Source organism: Micromonospora aurantiaca ATCC 27029 (assembly GCF_000145235.1).
Lineage (GTDB): Bacteria > Actinomycetota > Actinomycetes > Mycobacteriales > Micromonosporaceae > Micromonospora > Micromonospora aurantiaca.
The window spans coordinates 4,310,254-4,330,327 of record NC_014391.1 but is presented as its reverse complement, the minus strand read 5'-3'; the positions used below and the strand labels follow the sequence as shown (position 1 = coordinate 4,330,327).

The 20,074-nt window shown below is 74.1% G+C and carries 1 protein-coding gene; it reads right to left on the bottom strand.

Features of this window, described 5'->3' with window-relative positions; translation table 11 throughout:
- Positions 1–46 precede the first annotated feature (46 nt).
- Entirely contained in the window at positions 47–20,053 is a 20,007-nt protein-coding gene (locus tag MICAU_RS19120; RefSeq protein ID WP_013286992.1) for a DUF6531 domain-containing protein, read from the bottom strand.
- Positions 20,054–20,074: the final 21 nt, after the last annotated feature.

Sequence of the window (20,074 nt, the reverse complement as noted above, 5' to 3'; positions counted from 1 at the left end):
CGGGATGCCCGCCCCGGCCGCCGTGACGGCCGGGGCGGGCGGCGGGTCACCGCCGGGGTACTGGAGCGGTGTGCGGTTCCGGCAGGGAACCGCCGGACGAGGTGGACATTGTGGCGCCGCTCGCCACCCGGCCGGCGGCGTCGTGCTCCAGCCGGGCCTGCGAGCCGCCGTCCTCGGCCGGGACGACCCGGCCCGCAGCGTCGTACGCGATGCGCGTCACCGACTCGCCGGTGCGCCGTTCCACCACCCGGCCGAGCAGGTCGTACGTGTAGTGCGTGACCTCGCCGGCCGCGTCGGTGCGCTCGACGAGCTGCCCGGCGGCGTCGTAGACGTACCGCTGGGTGCGGCCGTCGAAGTCGGTCTCGGACACCATCCGCCCGTTCGGGTCGTACGTGTAGCTCCACGTCGCACCCGCCGGGTTGGTGACACGCACCAGCCGCAGCTCGGTGTCGTACGCGTACTCGGTGCGGTTGCCCTCGTCGTCGATCTCGGCCGTGACCAGGTCGAACGCGCCGTACTCGCGGATCGTCCGGCGGCCCGTGGCGTCGACCCACTCGACCAGGTTGCCCTCGCCGTCGTAGAGGAACTCCTCGACCGAACCGTCCGGGTTCTCCCGCCAGGCCAGGTCACCCTCCAGCGTCCAGCCGAACTCGGTGAGACCGGTGTCGTCCTGGATGCTGAACAGGCGGCCGAGCGCGTCGTAGGTGTACTCCGTCTCGCCCTGCCCGGTGCTCACCGCGGTGATCTGCCGGGCCGGGTCGTGCACGACGGCGGTCGGTCCGACGTGGGTGGTCGTGCCCCGGCCGTCGGCGGCCGGCTGCTCGTACCGGACCACCTCACCGGAGGCGTCCACCTCGGCGATCAGCAGGCCGTCCGGGCCGAACTGGCGGTTGCGGGTGCTGCCGTCGAAGTCGGTCCAGGACACCGCGCGACCGAGTTCGTCGTACGTGGTGACGGACCGGCTGCCGTCCGGCCGGGTGACCGCGACCAGCCGCCCGTACGCGTCGTACTCGCTCGCGGTGGTGCGGCCCAGCGGGTCGGTCGTGGACCGCAGGCGGTACGCCTCGTCCCAGACGTTACGCGTGGTCGCGCCGAGCGCGTCGGTCTCCGCGACCACCTGGAATCGGTCGTTGAGCTCGTATACGCGCACCGCGCCGAGCGAGTCGGTCACCACCGTACGGCCCGGCTGGTAGTCGAACCGGTAGCGCAGGTAGCCGCCCTTGCCGTCGGTGGCGACGCACCGGCCGGCCTCGTCGTAGGTGTACGTGTACCACTCGCCGTTGCGGTCCTCCCATCGCACCAGCCGCCCGTCGGCGTACGTGAAGCGCTCGGGGTCGCCCGAGGAGTTCGTCACCTCGATCAGGTTGAGGTCGCCGTCGTAGCCGAACTGCGACGCCGCCATCAGGTCACCCGCCGCGTTGGGCAGCGAGACCATCGTGACCAGTCCGGCGGACGAGGTGAACGCGATGGTGGCCCCGGTGGACGACAGCAGCTGCGTCGGCGTACCCCGGCGGTCGCGGTGGATCGTCCAGCGGACGCCGCCGTCGGTGACGTCGGTGAGCAGCGACTCGGTGCGCGACGCCGCGGCGAACAGCAGGCTGCGGCCGGACGTCGGATCGGTCAGCAGCCACCCGCCGCCCACCAGTCGGCGCAGCGGCAGCGTCCGGCCGGTCTCCGGCTGCGCCACCTCACCCTCCGCCGGTAGCGGGTAGGTGAGCAGCGAGCCGTCGGCGGCCAGGTACCGGACCTGCTCGCCGTCGACGATGATCCGCTGGTCGAGCGTGGAGGCCCAGGCCCGGCCGAACGACCGGCCCCACCGGTAGTCGGAGCGGTAGGTCCGCTCCAGCGTGAGCCCCGGCATCACGGCGTCGGTGTGGGTGAGAATCATCCGGCCGGTGGTGACGTCGATCGGGTCACCCACGGTCGGCGTCTCCGCGGTGGTCTTCGCCACCGCCTCGGGCGCCACCCCGGCGAACGTCTCGGTGGTCGGCGAGAAGTCCGTCATGTCCACGTCGGAGTCGCTGTCGCGGACCGAGGCCATGTCGACGTCGCTGTCGGCGTCGCGGACCGAGGCCATGTCGACGTCGCTGTCGGCGTCGCGGACCGAGGCCATGTCGACGTCGGAGTCGGCGTCGCGGACCGAGGCCATGTCCACGTCGCTGGACGGGCCGGGCACCGGGTCGCTGGTCCGGATCAGGACGACGGAGCCGTCCGGTCCGATCTGCGGCAGCGTCGCCAGACCGGGCACCTGCGAGTCCTCGAACGTCACCCGGCCCCGCGAGTCCTTCGACACGTTCACCACGTGGCCGACGGTGCCGGGACCGCCCGTGCGGAAGCCGACGATGCCGTTGGTGCCGTTCGGCATGGCGCCGAGCGCGTCCACCAGCCCCTGGAGGGTGCCGACCTCCTCGGTGGTGCGCCCCGGGTACTGCTTCTGGAGGTCGCTCAGCTCCCTCGGCTGCGTCTGCGACGGGATCTGGGTGATCAGCCCGGACTGCTTGTAGCTGTCGACCGCCATCGTGAGCGTGATGCAGTCGTTCTGGTTGCCGGCGTCGCGGGACTGGTGGATCTGCCGCAGGTGCCGCCGGTCCGCGTCGTTGAGCGTCTCGAGGTCGGCGGCGGTGTTGGCCGTGCCGCCGTGCGAGTTCGCCGCCATGATCTGCAACGTCGACCCGTTGCTCAACGGGACGTCCCGGGACAGCGCGTCCCGGAAGGTGTCGAGGATCCGGTTCTGTGCCTGCGGGTCGCCCTGCGCCGCTGCCAGCTGCTCGGCCAGCGGCGTCGTGGTGTCCGCCTGCGTCGCGGCAGAGGCGGTGCCGATGCTGACCGGGCCGGTCTGCTGCCCCTGGAAGCCGTACTCCTGGCGACGGCCTCGCCGGTGGCTGCTGCCGCTGGGGCGGCTCCGGTCCCGCGGGCTGCGCGACCGGTCGCTGCGGTCACGGCTGCCGCTCGGCTCGCCGTCGACGGCGAACGCGTGCGTCGTGGTCCGCTGCGGCCTGCGTGTACCGGTGATCAGCTGATCGGGCCGGGGCCGCTGCGACGGCGGAACGTAGTCCTCCTCGCTGGCGTAGCCACGACGGGCGGGGCCGTACCAGTGACCGACGTTCTCCCAGTAGTGCTGTGCGCGTTCGCTCCTCGCCAGTGAGTGGATCTCCTGGAGCGCGTTCGCCGCCTCGTGGCGCTCCTGGGCGTAGCCACGGGCCTGCTCCGCGAATGTGACCACGGTGGCGAACTCCCGGCCGGCGGCGCTGGTGATGGAGTCCAGCGCCGTGAACCCACGGAGGTAGTTCGCGATCTGGCCGGCGGTCCGGCGACCGCCGTCTGCCTCCGCGCCGATCCGGTCGCCGAGGCCGGTCCCCTCCGCGTTGTTGTACGGGCGGTTGCCGACCATCGGCTCGTTGAAGTGACCGTCCCGGTTGCTCCGCGGCCCGGTACGCGGGCGGTGCCCGGTGCTCGCGTACAGGTCGGAACGGATGCTCTGGTAGCTCTGGTACGCCGTCGAGGACGTGTCGGCCAGCGTCGTCTGCGAGGCGAAACCGACAGTGTCGAACCAGGCCTGGGCCTGCGCGGTGACCTGCCCGACCGGTGTGCTCAGCGGCGGCGGCGACGGGGTGTCGCGCTCCACGTACTCGTAGGTGACGGTGCCGTCCGGGTTGCGCCTGGCCTCCCGCACCCAGGTCGGCATGCCGTAGAGCGCGCTCGGCGGTGGCGGCGCCGCGTTCGTGGGCAGGCTGCTGGGCGTCTGGTCGGAGGGCGCGGCGAGCGCCGGCTCCACAGCGGCCAGCGGGTGCGGCGTCGTCGGAGCGGGCGTGCAACTGGTCAGGCCCAGCGGGTCGGCCACGGTCAGCGGGTTGCTGACGTACGCGGTCGGGTTCGGCCCGCCGGACAGGCCCAGCGGATCGGGGCTGACGTACCGGCCGGTGGCCGGGTCGTAGTAGCGGAACCGGTTGTAGTGCAGGCCGGTCTCGGCGTCGACGTACTGGCCGGGGAAGGCCAGCGGCGTCGCGGTCCGGTCCGCGCCGCGTCCCCACAGGTCGCCCCGCGACCACCAGCGCAGCCCGCCGCCCGGCTCGACCAGGTGGGTCGGGGTGCCGATGGTGTCGGTGATCACCGCGCGGAGCGTGCCGTCGTCGGTCTGCGCGACCGGCACCGCCGCGTCCGGACGGTAGTCCCACGTGGTCGTGGTGGTGGCGCCGGCGGCGTCGCGGTGCGTCTGCTCCAGCATCAGGTCACCGGACCAGGCGAACGACACCTCTTCCAGCACCCGGTCGCCGTCGCCGAGACGCTGCTTGGCGATACGCCGGCCGAAGCCGTCGTAGCGGTAGCGCCAGCGGTCACCGCCGGGCGTGACGGCCAGGACCATCCGGTCCTCGGCGTCCCACTCGAAGCGCCACGCGCCCGCGTCGTCGACCCGGCCGGTGAGGCGGCCCTTCGCGTCGTAGGAGAACGTCGCGTCGTCGGAGCGCACGAGCATGGTGCCGGTGAACTCCCAGCGCCCGCCACCGGCGCCGACCAGGTTGCCGGCCTCGTCGTAGTCGTACCGCTGCGGGACGTCGCCGTCGACGGCCCGGATGCGGCCGGTGTCGTCGGCGGTGAAGGACTGGTCACCGGCGAGCGAGTCGGCGATCGCGGTGACGCGGTCGGCGGCGTCGTAGGTGTAGCGGCGCTCGGCGGCGTCGGCGATGTGCTGCCCGGTGAGCCGCCCGGCCGCGTCGAAGGTCTGCCGCAGCGCGACCAGGCCGCCGACGGTCCGGCCGATCTCCCGGCCGGCGTCGTCGTGGGTGAAGCCGAGCAGGTGCTCCCCGGCGGTCAGGCTCTCCGGGCGGCCGGCGGCGTCGAACGTCCACCGGCTCGACCGGCCCGACGGCGTGGTGCGCGCCTCGACCGTGCCGGAGGCGGTGTACGAGGTGCGCACGGTCCGGCCGTTGATCGTCTCGGACAGCACCCGGCCCTCGGCGTCGCGGGTGAACCGCACCTGCGCGTCCGGGCTGAGCACTGCCGCCACGTGGCCGTCGGCGTCGTACTCGACGCGGGTGACGGCGTCGCCGACCCGGCGTTCCACGACCCGGCCCCGCGCGTCCCAGCGGTAGCGGGTGACGGTGCCGGCGGCGTCGGTGTGCGCGACCAGCCGGCCCGCCTCGTCGTGCTCGTAGCGCTGGGTACGGCCGTCGAAGTCGGTCTGCCCGCACAGCCGGCCTGCCGCGTCGTACTCGTAGTGCCACGTCCGGCCCGCCGGATTCGTCACCCCGACGAGCCGTAGTTCCGTGTCGTACGTGAACTCGGTGCGGTTCCCCGCCTGATCCACCCGTGCCGTGGGTAGATCGAAGGGGCCGTACTCGAAGCTCACCGCCCTTCCTGATGCGTCGATGACGTCCACCAGATTCCCTTCACCGTCGTAGAACCACCGTTGCGTGGAGCCGTCCGGGCGGACCCGCCACGCGAGATCCCCCTCGGCGGTCCAGCCGTACGTCGTGACCGCGCCGTCCGGGGCCCGGGTCGCCCGGACCCGTCCGAGCGCGTCGAACTCGATGTCGTCCGCGTGCGCGGGCGGGCGCGGCGGGACCGGGTGGGTCGAGCCGTCCGGGAGGGTGAGCGTGCGCGCCTCGTGGTCGAAGCGGGTGACGCGACCGAGCGGGTCGGTGCGCGACAGCAGCCGGTGCGCCGCGTCCCACTCCTGCCGGACCGTCCCGCCCAGCGGGTCGACGATCGCGGTGACCAGGTGGCGCTCGTCGAACTCGTACCGGGTCACCTCGCCCAGCGAGTTCGTCACGTGCGTGACGCCGTCGTCGTACCGCAGGGAGTAGCGCAGGACGTCGCCGCCGCCGCCGGCCCGGACGCAGCGGCCCGCCTCGTCGTAGTCGTAGCCGAACCACTCGCCGTTGCGGTCCTGCCAGCGCACGAGCCGGCCCGCGTCGTCGTAGCGCAGCCGCGTCTCGTGGCCGGAGGAGTTGCGGACCTCGACCAGGCGCCGCCTGTCGTCGTAGCCGAAGGAGGGGAGGTGGACGGTGCCGTCGGCGGCGCGGACGTGTGCGCCGACGACCAGGCCGCCGGTCAGGTGCGGCACCACGACCGGGCCGGACGCGGAGAGCAGCAGGCCGGGCGTGCCGTCGGCGGAGCGTTCGATCCGCCACCCGGTGCGGTCGGTGACCACGTCGGTGAGCCAGGAGTCGCCGTGCGCGTCGGCCGGCGCGAACAGCAGCGACCGGCCCGGCTCGGTGAGCAGCCAGCCGCCGCCGGTCAGCCGGCGCAGCGGCCCGCCGGGGCCGGCGACCGGCAGCGCCTCGTCGCCCTCGGCCGGCATCGGGTACGTGTGGATCGAGCCGTCGGCGGCCAGGAACCGCGCGTACGTGTCGTCGGTGACGACGCGCTGGTCCAGCGTGGAGGCCCAGGTCGGGCCGAAGCAGCGGCCCCACCGGTAGTCGGAGCGGTGGGTCCGTTCCAGGGTGAGCCCCGGCAGGCGGGCGTCGACCTCGGTGTAGAGGACCCGGCCGGTGGTGACGTCGACCGGGTCGCCGACCACAGGGGCCTGCGCGGTGGGCGTGGCCACCTCGGCGGCGGGCACGTCCACCGGCGGAGCCGGTGCCGGTGGTGGCGGGGCCACCTCGGCCTCGTGCGCACGGTAGGCGTCCCACCAGGCGTTCTCGGCCTCCGTCACGGACTGCTCGGCCTCGGCGGCGGCGTCGGCGTCCGCGTCCGTCCGGGAGGCCAGGCCGTCCAGGCGGGCCGCCGCCGCCGACAGCTTCTTCGCCGCGTCGGCGACGGCGAGCGCGGACGCGCGCAGACCGGGGGAGAGGTCCCGGCCGATGACGTCCCGGGCCGCCGCCTCGTCCAGCCGGACCACGAAACCGCCGGGCACCCGGACCTCCGTGCCGGCCCGGTGCCTGCCTGCGGCGTCGCGGGAACGCGCGACGAAACGGAACTCGACGTCGTACTCGACCGCGGCGGTGAGCTTGTCGTCCGGGTCGGTGCGCCGGGCCGGCTTGCCGGTCGTGCTGACCGAGACCTTGCCCTCGTCCTTCACCTGGGCGCCCGGGTCGGTCCGGTAGAGCTGCTGCTCGACCAGCGTGGCCGCGTTGACGGCGGCGAAGTCCTGCCGCTCGCCCACCCGGCTCGCGCCGCCCGGATGGCCGACGCCGCCGACGACGAGCGGCCCGGCCGTCTTCAGCGCGAACGAACGTCCGGCGGTCTGCTCGTACTCGGTGTCCGCGGCGCGCTTCGCCGAGCCGCCGATCTTCACCGTGGCGTCCGCGCGCAGGAGCTTCGGGCGGGCCACCAGCCGGGCGTCGAGGAACAGGTCGCGGCCCAGCCCGGCCGGCATCGGCAGCGGGAACGCGCCGTTCAACATCGCCGGCAACGCCTTGATCCGGCTCACGGTCAGTGTGTCGCGCAGCGCCGCGTCGACGTCCCTGCCGGGTGCGGCGCCGGAGGCGACGAGCGCCTGCCGGGCCGCATCGTGCAGGCCGGGCAGGTCGACCAGGACGTCCTCGACGGCGAACCGGCCCGGCTCGGGCAGCCGGTCGAAGCCGGCCTCCTCGCGCCATCGCCGCCGGCCCTCGTCGGTGGTCTGCCCGGCGGCGACCAGTGTGACCGGGCCGGACGGGGCCAGTTTCCTGCCCTCGGTCGCCGAGTACGTGGTGACGTCGTGGACCGCGTGGACCGACACGCCGCCCTCGGGCAGCCCGCGCCCGGTGACGGTGACGGTCAGGCGGACCGCCCCGCGGTAGGTGGGCACCGGGCCGGACACGGTCAGCGACTGCTCGTACGTGCGGCCGGTGCGCTCGATCGCCTTGGTGGCCTGGTTGCCGAGGGCGGCGGTGCCGGTGAGACCGGCGGCGACGGTGCCGGAGGCCGGGCCGTGCCCGGTGGTGCGGGTGGCGTCGTCCTGAACCCGGTCGGTCTCGGTGCCCTGCGCACGTCCGGTCAGCGTGACCTGCGCCGCCGTCCGCGACGTCGTGCGGGTCTGCGCCTCGCCGACGACCGCGCGGTCGGTGACGGACAGTTCGTCGACAAGGTCGATGCCGGTGAAGCTCGGCTCGCCCACCGGCTCGGCGGTGAGCGTGACGTCGTACGTGGCGCCCCGGAAACGCCGCTCCAGCCGTACCGTCTCGCTCCGGCCGCCGTTGAGCGCGTCGGCCAGGTGCAGGTGGGCGGCGCCGAGGAAACCGGTGCTGCCGAGCCCTCGGACCGGGTCGTCCGGGCCGCGGTCCCGGGTGGACGGCAGGATCGCCTGGGCGAGCTCCTCGCTCGACTCCCGCGCCAGGGCACGCCGCAGGTGCGGGATGCGATCGGTGAGGTCGATGTGGGTGGTGACGCCGCCGATGCCGAGGGACCGTTCCGGTCCGGCCCGGAACTCCGGTTGTGCCGCGTGGGCCGGTGCGCCGGGGCCGGCGGCGTCCTCGTTCTGCCGCTGCTGTGCCTCGCGTACCAGGTCGCGTTCCCGCTGCTGCTGTTCGGCCTGCTCGGCCCGCTCCCGCTCCTGCGCCGTCCGCAGCGCGTCCGTGGCCGCCTCGTGCGCCGCGGCCAGATCCTCGCGTTCGCGCCGGTGGCGTTCCTGGAGATCGGCCAGGTAGTCGTCGGCGAGCTGCCGGCCCGCCGGGCTGATGCGGCGGTCCCGCCGGACCCGGTCCACGTAGGCCTGCACGTCACGCAGGTCGGTGTGCTGCCGCCGCAGCAGGTTCCCGAGTTCCGTGGCCTGTTCGCGCGCCATCCGGGCGAGCTGCTCGCGCTGCTCGGCGCGGAGCGTCTCGGCGTTCTCGGCGTGCCGCAGGTGCAGCCGCACGTCGGCGGTGCCGTGCCGGCGGGCGCGGTCGCGGTCCTGGAGTCGTTTCAGCTCCGCCGGGGTCATCCGCATGACGACAGCGCCGGGCAGGGTGAGCCGCCGGCCGGCCCGCCGGGCCGGTGTGCCGGGCCAGCGGCCCAGCGGACGCAGGTTGCTGTCGTGCCGGGCCTCGGCGACCACCTCGGCCTCGACGTCCACCCGCACCAGCAGCTCGCGTTCGGCCCGGCCACCGCCGAGACGCAGCTTGGAGACCCCGGAGGCGCTGCGCTCGCTGATCCGGCCCCACGCCCGCCGCCACGGTGTGACGGACAGGATGACAGCGCCCCCGGGCCGGCCGGTGCTGCCGCCGTGGTCGGCGACCGGCCCGCTGACCGACGCGACGCCGGTGCCGGAGACGCTCACCTCGATCGCCCGCGCGTCGGTGGTCTTGCGGGCGGTGCCGCTGGCGAAGGTCCGCTTGACGCGCGCGAACTCGGCGCCGTCGAGCACCGCCGGGTTGGTCGGGCGCAGCCGTACCCGCACGTCGGCGCGGGCGTCGGCGGCCCGGCGGCCGTGCCACAGGTTGCTCAGCGCCAGCGGGCGGCTGAACAGCTCGGCGTCACCGGTGAGGCGCTCGGGCGACAGCTCGTCGGCGACCACAGTGGAGATCCGGCCGTCCTCGACCGCGTAGACGTCGTCCCGGCTCGCCTCGCGCAGCGTCTCGACCACCGCGTCCTGCAACCGGTCGGCGCCGACGAACGACTCCACCCGGCGTCCGTCGAGGTCGTGCGGCCCGCCGGTCATCCGGCTCAGCGGCGGCGGGTACGCCATGGTCTCCACGTCGCGGGGGACCGGGCTGGGCTCCGCGCCGGGGCGTTGCCGGGAGACCCGCGACTCCGGGACGAGCATGCGCACGTCGAGGCGGTGCGTGCGGGGGCGCTGCTCTGATGCGGCTACGACGGTGGGCACGTCCCGGCCGTACGCCCCGAACGACAGCTGCCGGCCCGCCTGGTTGACCCGCACCGTGGACGTGGTGGTGACGGTGAGGTCGAGGGTGGCGGCGAACTCGCGCAGCCGTACCCCGGTGGGCTTGCCCTCGTCGTCGAGCGCCGGCCCGTGGTCGCTCTCGGTGGACTGCCCGCCGGTGACGGCGCTCTCGTCGGTGGTGCCCCAGGTGACCGCGGCGCGCGGTCCGCCGAGCAGCGTCGAGGCGGCCTGACCGAGCGGGCCCAGGATGCGTGGCTCCAGGCTCAGCTCGGCCGACCGGCTGTCGTCGCGGGCGCTGGTGACTGTGGACCTGGCGGTCCGCTTGGCGGCGGTGCCGATCTTGTCGTGGTCGAGCAGGTCGCCGTCGGACACCTCGCCGAGGCTGCCCTTGATCGTCACCACCGTGACGTGGTCGTGGAACGTGCCGGTACGGATCAGCGGGATCTTCAACCCCGGGCCGACGATCCGGTCCGCCAGGTGGCGCAGCTGGTCGGGGGAGAGCTGCGTGCGCAGGTCGGTGGCCCGGGTCAGTGCCGCCTGAAGCTCGGGGGTCAGCCCGTCGGCGAGCTGCTGGTCGCCGAAGTGCCGCAGCGTCTCGTCGCGGGTGGCCAGGCGGAACCGGTCGTGACCGGGCACCGACCGCACCGCGTCGGCGACCGTCTCGTACAGGCTCCGGTCGCCGACCCGGGTCAGGTACGCGCCGCCGAACGACTCACCCCGCTCGATGCGCGTCGGTGCGAAGTGGGTCCGGTCGGTGCCGCGCCGTCCGCGCCACTCCCGGCCGTCCGGGTCGAGGGCGGTGCCGGGCAGCCGGTCGCCGGTGGTCCACTGGAGCGCGTCGACGGAACCGGACAGCATCCGCGGCGCGCGGCCCAGGACGCGCACCTGGACGCCGTACTCGACCCGGTAGCGGACGCCCGGCGCGGTGCCGGTCACCGTCTGCTTGCCGCCGGTCCGCTCGGTGATCGTCCGGGTGGCGCCACGCTCCCGGCCGCCGCCGATCCGCGGCCCGACGACCAGGCTCAGCGGCGCGGCGTCCACTCCGGCGCCGGCGAGGCCCCACAGCCCCCACTGCCGCTTGGTGGCGGCGGCGCTCGTGCTCTCGGCGGCGAGCGCGGACGTGTCGACGTGCGTGAGCCCGTCGACCCGCTCCACCTCCTCGACGTGCCGGGCGACCAGGCGGACCTCGACCTGCCGGGCGCGGCCCGGGAAGAAACGCCGCCAGCCGCTGCGCGCGGCGCGCGGCAGCGAACCCGACCGGACCCAGCCGTCGTGGACGTTCGCCGGGTCGGTGACCACCATCGCCGGCAGGCTGCCGGAGAACGTCGCGTCGCTGAGCAGCTTCTGCATCACCGGGCGGCCGGGCGCGCCGATCCGCACGAGGTCGGCCATGCCGTCCTCGGCAAGGATCGCCTCCACCTGGTCGAAGAACGTGGCGCCCGGATCGGCCGGCCGGCTGCGTACGCTCTCCACCCCGAACCGGGCCGGCACGGGCGCGCCGAGCGCACGGTCCGCGGCGGCCGGCGCTGTCGCGTCTGCCGTCCGCAACCCCGTGTGTACGGCGAGAGCGACGCTGCCCGACGTCTCGACCGGTTCGGCGGCGGGACGGCCGGGCCGCACGAGCCTTGCGACGAACCGGATCGGCACCGTCACCTCGGTCAGCCCGGTGACCTTGACCGTGGTGGTGGACGTGTAGGTGTCCTTGTGGGCGGCGGAGTGCTCGGTGGTGGGCGCCGTCGGCACCGAACCGCCGACGCCGACGACGACACCGGGTATCGCGGTGACTGTCACCTTCGGCTCGACCCGCCGGTCCCGGTTGTGGCGCAGCGTGTGGGTGAGGTTCTCCCGGTTCTTGGCGGAGACCTTGCGCGGGTCGTCGTGGGCCCGGTCCACTGTGAGCGCGTCCCAGTCGAGGACGGCGGTGACCCGCAGCTCGGCCGGATGCCCGTCGATCGTGACCGGGTACGGGCGGCCCTCGCCGAGGAACTGGTCCACGTCGTCGCGGCTGTCCGCCTCCACGGCGGCGACCACGTCGTCGGACAGGCCGGGGTCGAGGGTCCGCAGCGCCGCGCCGAGCGCCGCGTTCTCGGTGGCGCGCAACTGTTCGGCGAGGCCGAGGGTGCGGCTCTCCCGCAGGTAGGAGGGCAGGCCCCGGCGTACCGCGTCGGGCGACGGCAGCGCCGAGGTGGTCCCGGTGGCCGACGACGTCCCGCCCGCGGTGTCCTCCGCGGCGGTGGTCTCTTCTGCGGCGGTCTCTTCTGCGGTGGTGGTGTCGTCGGCGGCCGACCGGGTGGCCGGGTCGTCGGCCGGCGTGGACGTGGCGAGACCGTCGTCGCTGTCGTCGCTTCTGTCGTCGTCGAAGCCGCCGTCGAAGCCTCCGTAGCCGTCGTCGTCGCCGAACAGGTCGAAGCCGCCGGAATCGCTGTCACTGTCGCTGTCGGTGTCGCTCGCCGGGGCCGACGGAGGTGGCACATGGCGTGCGTAGGTGACGTGACCCGACGGGTCGATCGTGCGGAGCAGCTCCAGCCGTCCACGGGGCCGGGCGCCGACCACCGGGTAGTCGCGCGGCGTCCCGGCCGGGTCGTCGTACACGACGAGGTGCACCTGGGTGCCGCGGGCGGCGGCGAACTCGACCACGTCGTGCGCGTTGGCGCTGCGCTGCCGTTCGGCGTCGTCGACCGGCGTGTCGCGGCGTCGCCCCCCGGGGTCGGGGGCGAGTACGGCCCGGACGAAGTGGCCGTTGTCGTACGGGTTGCGCTGCCGCATCGCCGCGGCCTCGTCGAGACTCATCGTGTCCCGGCCGGCGTGCAGCGTGCTCATCCGCAGGGCGTCGGCGTCACCGTCGGGCAGCGCGGCGGCGATCGCGTCGTAGAGGGAGCCGGACTGCCGGTCGAGCCCGCCACGGTCGGCGACGGCGGTGGCGGCGGCGAACTCCTGCTGGATGGTCCCGGAGTCGTTCGACGTCGCGACGAGGTGCGCGGCGACGAGGCGCTGGCTGTCCGGCAGGCCCACGGTCCGGGCCGGCCGTGCCGGGTCCAGGTCGGGATCGAACTCGGGTGGGACGTCCGGCGCCGTGGTGGTGTCCGGCGCCGGCAGCGAGACGGCGGTGACGTACCTGTTGTGTGGTTGCGCGCCGAGCTGCCGCAGCTGCTGCGGCGTGAGCGTCTGCTGCCACGTCCACGACGGGCCGGGCCCCACGTCGGTGGGCGCGGCGAACGGCTTCGGGGCGGCGAGGTCCGGCCTGCGCAGTTCGGCCCGGTACTCCTTGAAGCCGGTGCCCTCGGTGTAGAACAGCTGCCGGTTGACGTTCGTCGGCACGGCGTGCGACTGCGGCAGGAAGTTGCCGACGGCGAAGTCGGCCGCGAGCCGGGACAGGTCGGTGGGCGTGGCGGCGCCCACGAAGTCCGTCATGAAGGCCAGGTCGCGGTCGGGATGCCTGTTGTTCTGCGAGTCGACCTGGACGTCGACGGTGAGGACGTCCGCCGGCAGGCCGGCCGGCGTCGCCGCGCCGTGGGCGACGGCGAGCTCCTCGCCGTACGCCCGGTGCAGGCTCTCGGCCAGCAGGAGGAACTCCGCGCCCGCGTCGCCGAACCGGACCTCGGGCCGGCCCAGGGTGAGCAGGCCGTCGACGAACAGGTTCGGCTCCGGCGAGTACGGCAGCATCGGGTGGACGCTGGCCTGCCGGTCCCGGGACCGCATGTCCTCGTCCACGGCTGTGGTGAAGTCCCGGACGAAGGCGTCCCGCCCGGCCTGCGTGTCGAGCTTGGCGAGGCCGTTGTGCACGGCGGCCAGCTTCTGCTGCTCGGTCGTGCGTTCGCTGCCCGCGGGGAGGCCGGCGATCCTCGCCCGGTGGTCGCGTGCGCGTCGTTCCAGCCGTTCCCGGGTACGCCGGATCAGCTCCTCGGTGTCGCCGACGCGGTAACCGCCGGAGATCATCATGGGCCGGGCCGGTGGCTCGTCCTGCGGTCCGGTCGCGTCCGGGTCGAAGCGGGTCCGGCTGTCGATGCGGTCGAAGACGTGGGTGCCGTCGGAGGTCGTCCGGGCGCCCATGTCGAAGTCCTGGATCGACACGTACGGGTAGCGCCGGGCCTCGCCGTCCGGACCGCCCTGCGCGAGGCCCTGGATCGCGGCGACCGTGTCTGGGTCGCGGAGCACCTGGTTGCGGGTCCGGCCGTACGGGAACTTCCCGTTCTTCGTCCCGACCGCGTAGCCGTTGACCGCCACCGGCACGTCGAGGCTCTCGGCGAGCCGGGCGGCCCGGGCGACCGCGTCCCGGAAGGCGAGGTCGGGCACCTCGGCGGTGGTGTTGACGCCGAAGACGAACGCGACTGTGGTGCCCGGGGCGAGTCCCTCGGTGACGGCACGGACCACCTCGGGGATCTGGTCGACGTCGTCGGCGGGCAGCATCGAGTTGACGACGAACCCGATGGGCGCGCCGTCGTCCTTGAGGTCGGCCGTCTCCTTCCGGTAGTTGCCCGGACCGACGTCGCGGGTGTGCCGGGTCAGCTCGTCGAACCGTGCGTTGCGGCCGCCGGGCACCCGTACCGGCTCGAACCGGACCGGCGCCGTCCGGGGCGGCAACCCGCCACGGTCGGGTGAGAGCACGTCGCGCTGCTGACCGGCGATCCGGTGGACGTTGCGCGCCAGCAACCGCGGATCGTTGCCGGGCTGCCGCGTGGTGGTCGCCATCAGCGAGTTGTCGCCCTGGACGAAGGTGCCGTCCAGGGCGCGGTCCGCCACCGAGTACTCGTCGCGCAGACCGAGGAAGTGCCCGATCTCGTGCGCGAGGTCGAAATCGGAGGAGTGCGTCGACCAGGTGGTCTGGGTGGTCGGTGACGGAGAGCCGTGCAGCGCCACGACGGCGTGTGCCTCGCTCGGCCGGGTCACGAACTCCACTGTGACGTTGAGCTGATCGGCGCCGATCCGGAAGCCCTGGTTGTAGATCGCGTCGACCGCGTCGCGTACCCGGGTCTCCACGTCCGGCCGGGCATCCGCCGCCGCGTCGTCCCGGGGGTCCAGGAAGACCTTGACCGTGAAGTCCTGCACGTTGCGGTCGCCGAGGTCCAGCACCCGATGGTCGTACGCGATGCGGTTGTCCACCGCGTCGAGGCGCAGGCGGGGCCGGTCGCCCGCCGGAACGGTCAGGCCGGCCTGCTCGTACGAGCGGGCGACCACGTCGGGCACGCGGGTGTCGGGATGGAGCCCACGGTCGATGACGTCGTACGCGCTGGTGTTCGCGATCCGCCGTGGCGCCGTGTCGTGCTGCTCGGCGCGTGCCCGGGCGATCTCGTCGCGGGTCTTGGGCGTGGGGAACCGGTCCGGCAGGACTCCCGGGACGCGCAGGGTGCTGTCGGCCGGGGGAGCGCCGGGCGCGGCGTCGGTGCGCGGGCGGGCGTCCGGGTCCAGCGGCAGGCCGGTGACCGTGGCGAGGGCCTGGTCGACCTGGTCGGAGCCGGTCTGGCCGAGCGCGTCCCGCCATCCGTCGAAGTACGTGCGGACACCGCCGTCGTCGTCCTGGACGAAGTCCCGCACCGTGGCGGGGTCGCCGCCGTGCCGCAGGTACTCCGACGCCACCACGAGCCGGTCATGGCCGCCCCGGGCGGCGTCGTCGTTCCGGACCGACGCCGGCTCGTTGCGCCACGGCCTGGTGTCACCCTCGGAGCCGGTCACGGAGAGCGTGGGCCTGCCCTCCGCGAGCGCCTCCTGCCATGTGTTCGCGCCCTCGGTGACCACGAGCGTGGCGCGGTCGCGGAGACCGGCCATCTGCTCCGGTGTGACACGGGGCAGCGCGGCGACGTGGACGTCGGCGTTGCTCGTGGTGAGGACCCGCTCGTCGTTGCCGAGGACCAGGACGACGGTCTTCCGGCCGGGCCGGGCGGCGGCGGCCAGCCGGTCGACGACCTCCTGGTGCGGAGGAGTGTCAGGCGTGTCGCCGTAGTAGACGAGCACCACGTCGGTGGCGTCGTCGTCGACCACCGTCGCGAGGTCGTCGGCCCCGGGGATCCCGGTGGCGGTGATGACGTCCCGGGCGGCCGGCCGGGTGGAGGGCGGCGGGCGACGGTAGGACGGCACCCCGGTCGAGGTCTCGTCGAGTTCCGCCTCGACCGTCCCGGTGGTGCTGCGGACCTGCCGGGGGAACTGGTCCCACAGGAACGGCTGGAGCGTGACGACGTCGTGGTCCCTGCCACGGGCGGCGTCGCGCAGCGGACCGGCCCACGCCTGCTGGAACCACTCCCGCTTCTGCTCCGCGGTCCACTCCGAGCCGTCGTCGTTCTTCGGTACGTCGACAGCCGGCAGCACCGTCAGCACGTCGCCCTCAGGGAGCAGGCGGGTGGCGAGCTCGTCCATGCGCAGGCTCTGGGTGTTGCCCTGCTCGCGGATCTTCTGCTCCCGGAAACCCTTCTGCCGGTCCACCTGCCACGCCTTGGCCCGTGGCGCGCCGGGCCAGTCCGTCGTCTTCCAGGCTTTCTCATTGGTGCCGGGCGGCCCCTGCGGTCGCATGACGACGTCCATCCCACCGCGGTGGCCGGTCCACTCCCGGTGGAACAGGTCGTACGAGCCCGCCGGTGTCTCGAACTCCTCCTGTCGGCCGAGCTGCTCGGCGTAGAAGGGCGTCTTGTTGCCGGGATAGGTCAGCACGACAGTGCCCCGGTAGCCGGTGGCGGCCAGCCCGTCGAGCATCGCGACCGTCGCGGCCTGGTGTCCCACGCCGGGTGACCCCTGGTCCACGACGTGCACGACGCCGTACTTCTCGTTCAGCCTCTGGCCGACGGGGGTGGGCGAGGGCCTCGGGTCACGGTGCCGCAGCGTGGCGGGTGAGAGGTCCGTCGGGGTCAGGTCGACGGCCTGAGTCGTGGGACCGGCCGACGGCGGTGGCGGCATGCCGGGTGGTGGCGGCATGCCCGGCGGCGGTGGCGGCGGGAGCATGCCCGGCATACCGGGTGGCGGTGGCGGTGGCGGTGGTGGCGGCATGCCCGTCACGCCGGGCGGTGGTGGCGGCGGCGGTGGCGGGGCCGGGGCGCGGGACGGGATCTGCGGATTCGGACGCGGGTCCGGCGTCTGGTCGTGCGCCGTCTGCGGCACCGGCAGGTCGCGCACCGGGCCGGCGGTCAGCGCGGCGTCGTGGATCGTCGCCAGATCCTGCGCGGTGAGATAGTCGACCGGCCCGGTCGAGGTCGCGGCCTGCTCCGACGACGTCGGCAGGGCGCCGACGTCGACGCCCATCACCCCGGGACGGTCGACTGTGGTGAACAGGTGCTCGGGGGCCTGGTGACCCTCCTTGGCCCCGAGGTAGTGCATCACCTCGTGCACCATCACCGAGAGACGGTCCCCGGTGTTCCACAGGTGCTGGTCGGTGCTCACCCCGGTCTCCGAGGTCACCTCGACCGGCGGGTTGCGGCGCGGATCCGCCTGCCAGTCGCGGGTCATACCGTCGCGCCACGGAGGCGTGTCGACGACCAGGTCGATGTGCAGCAGCCGGCCGTCGGGCAGCGTGTACCGGCCGTTGACCATGTCGTCGACTGTGCGCTGCACCGTCTCCGCGAAGTCCCGCAACTCCCGGGGGGACATCTGGTCGTTCTTCGAGACCAGATCCAGGTGTACGTCGAACGACCGGTAGTCCCTGCCGTCGGCGGTGAACTCCCGGGTGGTGAAGTCGATAGTCGTGATCTCGCCGCGCAGCAGGTGCGTGCCGGGGACGACGGTGTCCTTCCAGGGCACGTACCGCTCGGTGCGCAGCCGCTTCGGTTCCGCGCTCGCCTTGGCCTGCCGGAACTGCGGGCTCCGCTCGGCCCGGCTGGGCGTGGCAGGGTCCGCGACGGCGAGCGGCGGCGCTTGCACGCTTCGCGACCCGTCCGGCGTCGGTTCGGCGGTGTCGCCCTGTCCTGCCGTCGGTCCGTCCGGCGTCGGTGCGGTGCCGACGGCGCTCGTGTCCGTGGCGTGTTCCGCCACCGTGTCGGCGGTGGCGTCCACCGAGGCGTCCGAGTGGACGTCGCTCGATGCGGCGTCGGTGGTCGGGCCTGGTACCGCGACCGCCTGCTCCCCTGTGGACGGCGTGCCGACACCCGGATCGGTGGCCGGGGAGGCGACCACGGCCGGGCCGTCGACCGAGATGCCGTCGACGGGCGCCATCGGTGGCGGGGGCGCGGCCCCGGCGACGCCGCGTGGGGGAGCGGTCGGCTGGCCGCTGGTGGTCGAACTCGACGACGGCGTACCGGTGGCCGGGGTGCTCGTGGTCGACGTGCCGGTGCTCGGCGCGCTGGTCGGTGGGCTGGTCGACGGCGTGCTCGCAGACGGGGTGCCGGTGCCGGTACTCGGTGCGGCTGTGCTCGGCGTGACGGCAGTGGGCGGTGCGGTGGTGCTCGCGGTGACGGTGGTCGTCGGTGCGGCGGTGCCCGGCGTGGCTGTGCCTGGCGTGGTGGTTGCCGGTGTGCCTGCGCTCGGTGTGGCGGTGGACGGTGCGGGGTCGGCCGGGACGGCCACCGGGCCGGCAGTGGTGGCGGGCGAGGTCACGGGTGCCGGGGTGTCGGCACCGGCTGTTCCGCCGCTCGACGTCGGAGTGTCGAAACCGGGAAGTCCGCCGCCATAGGGCGCGGCGACGTCGGCGCCCGCTGCCGGGGTGCCGGTCGTGGGCGTACCGGTGCCGGTGCTCGCCGGGTTGCCGCCCGGCGTACCCGTCGAGTCGGCGCGCGGTGCCGTGGCCTCGCCGCCTGCGGCCGGGCCCGGCCCCGTGGCGACCCCGCCGACCCCACGCGGGTCGGCGCCGGCGCCCGGACCAGCCGTGCCGGGCCCGCTCGGGGTCTGACCTCCGACGCCGTCGGGGCTCGTGCTGCCGTTCGATACGCCCGCTTGCGACCCGTCGCGGACCTGACCACCGGCGGCCTGACCATCCGCGGTTGGACCGCCCGCGGTCTGACCTCCCGCGGTTTGGCCGCCCGGAGTCTGACCTCCCGCGGTTTGGCCGCCCGGAGTCTGAGTGTCCGGGGTCTGACCGCCCGCAGTTTGGCCGCCCGCGGTCTGACCGCCAGCGCTTTGGCCCCCGGAGGTCTGACCGCCCGGGGTCTGAGCACCCGCAGTTTGGCCGCCCGCAGTTTGGCCGCCCGCGGTCTGGCCCCCAGGAGGCTGGCTGCCCGGAGCGGTGCTTCCGGCGCTGCCCTGACCGGTGCCCTGGTTGCCCGGGCCCTGGTCGCCGGAGCCCTGATGCGCCGGCCCCTGACCCCCGGTGTCGCCCGGGCCGGACCCCTGACCGGCACCGCCTCCGGCGACCGGGCCGCCCGAGGGCTGCGGACCCGGGCCGCCACCCTGACTGCCTGGACCGGCGGAGGAGCCGGCGGGTGGGGGCACGGGCGGTCCGTCCACGGCGGTGGGCGGAGGCGTGGGCGCGGTGGTCGTGAGGTTCTTCGTCTCGATCGTCGGCGGTGGCGCGCCGGCACCGGCGCCCGGGCCGTAGCTCTGGCCCACCACAGTGGCGTAGTGGTGGGCCATTCCGCCGATCATCGACGACGTCATGGTGGCCCACGGGTTGAAGCCGCCGCCACCGACCATCATGGTGAACAGGCCCTCGAACAGCGTCTCGGCGAGTGCCGACAGCCCTTCCCGCGACAGGACACTGTTGTTGATCTTCGGGAAGAACTTGCCGCCGATCATCTGCACGCCGCTGACGCCCGCGCCGATGAACGCGCCTCCGGCGAACGCCATCGCCAGGTCCTTGTAGTCCAGGGACTTGCGGTTGCCCTCGATGATCTGCGTGACCTGGGCGGCGGCGCTCTGCCAGAGTTCCTCCAGGCCCTCCTGGAACGCCTCCCAGGCCAGCCGCATCAGCATGTTGCGCAGGCGCTGGCGGAACAGGCTGATCAGCGCCCCGACGATCTCCTGACCGATCCTGATCAGGGCGGGCACCGCCGCGGCGCCGAAGCCGGAGGCCAGCGCGATGGCGATCTCCACGACCTGGGTGAAGGCCGCGATGACGATGTTGTACTGGGTGTTCTCCGAGTCCAGCGCGAAGTTGTAGGCCGAGCCGCCCAGTGCCAGCGCGATGTTGCCGCCGGCCGGCACGTTCTTGGTGATACCGACCTGGTACTGCTGGAACGCGTCCATCGCCGGGCCGGACAGGCTCCCGGCCAGCCCGTAGCCGAGGTTGGCGGTCGCGCCCATCCCGTTGAGGATGGTGCTGCTGAGCGCGTACAGTTCGTCGCCCATGGCCCGCAGGGCGGCGGGGTCGGCCTTCGGGTACTCCTCGCCGACGGCGACGAGGATCAGGTCGTACGCCCACTGCCACTGCGGGTCGTTGGGGATGTGGAAGTCGGGCATGTCCTACCGGGCGCGGGTGGG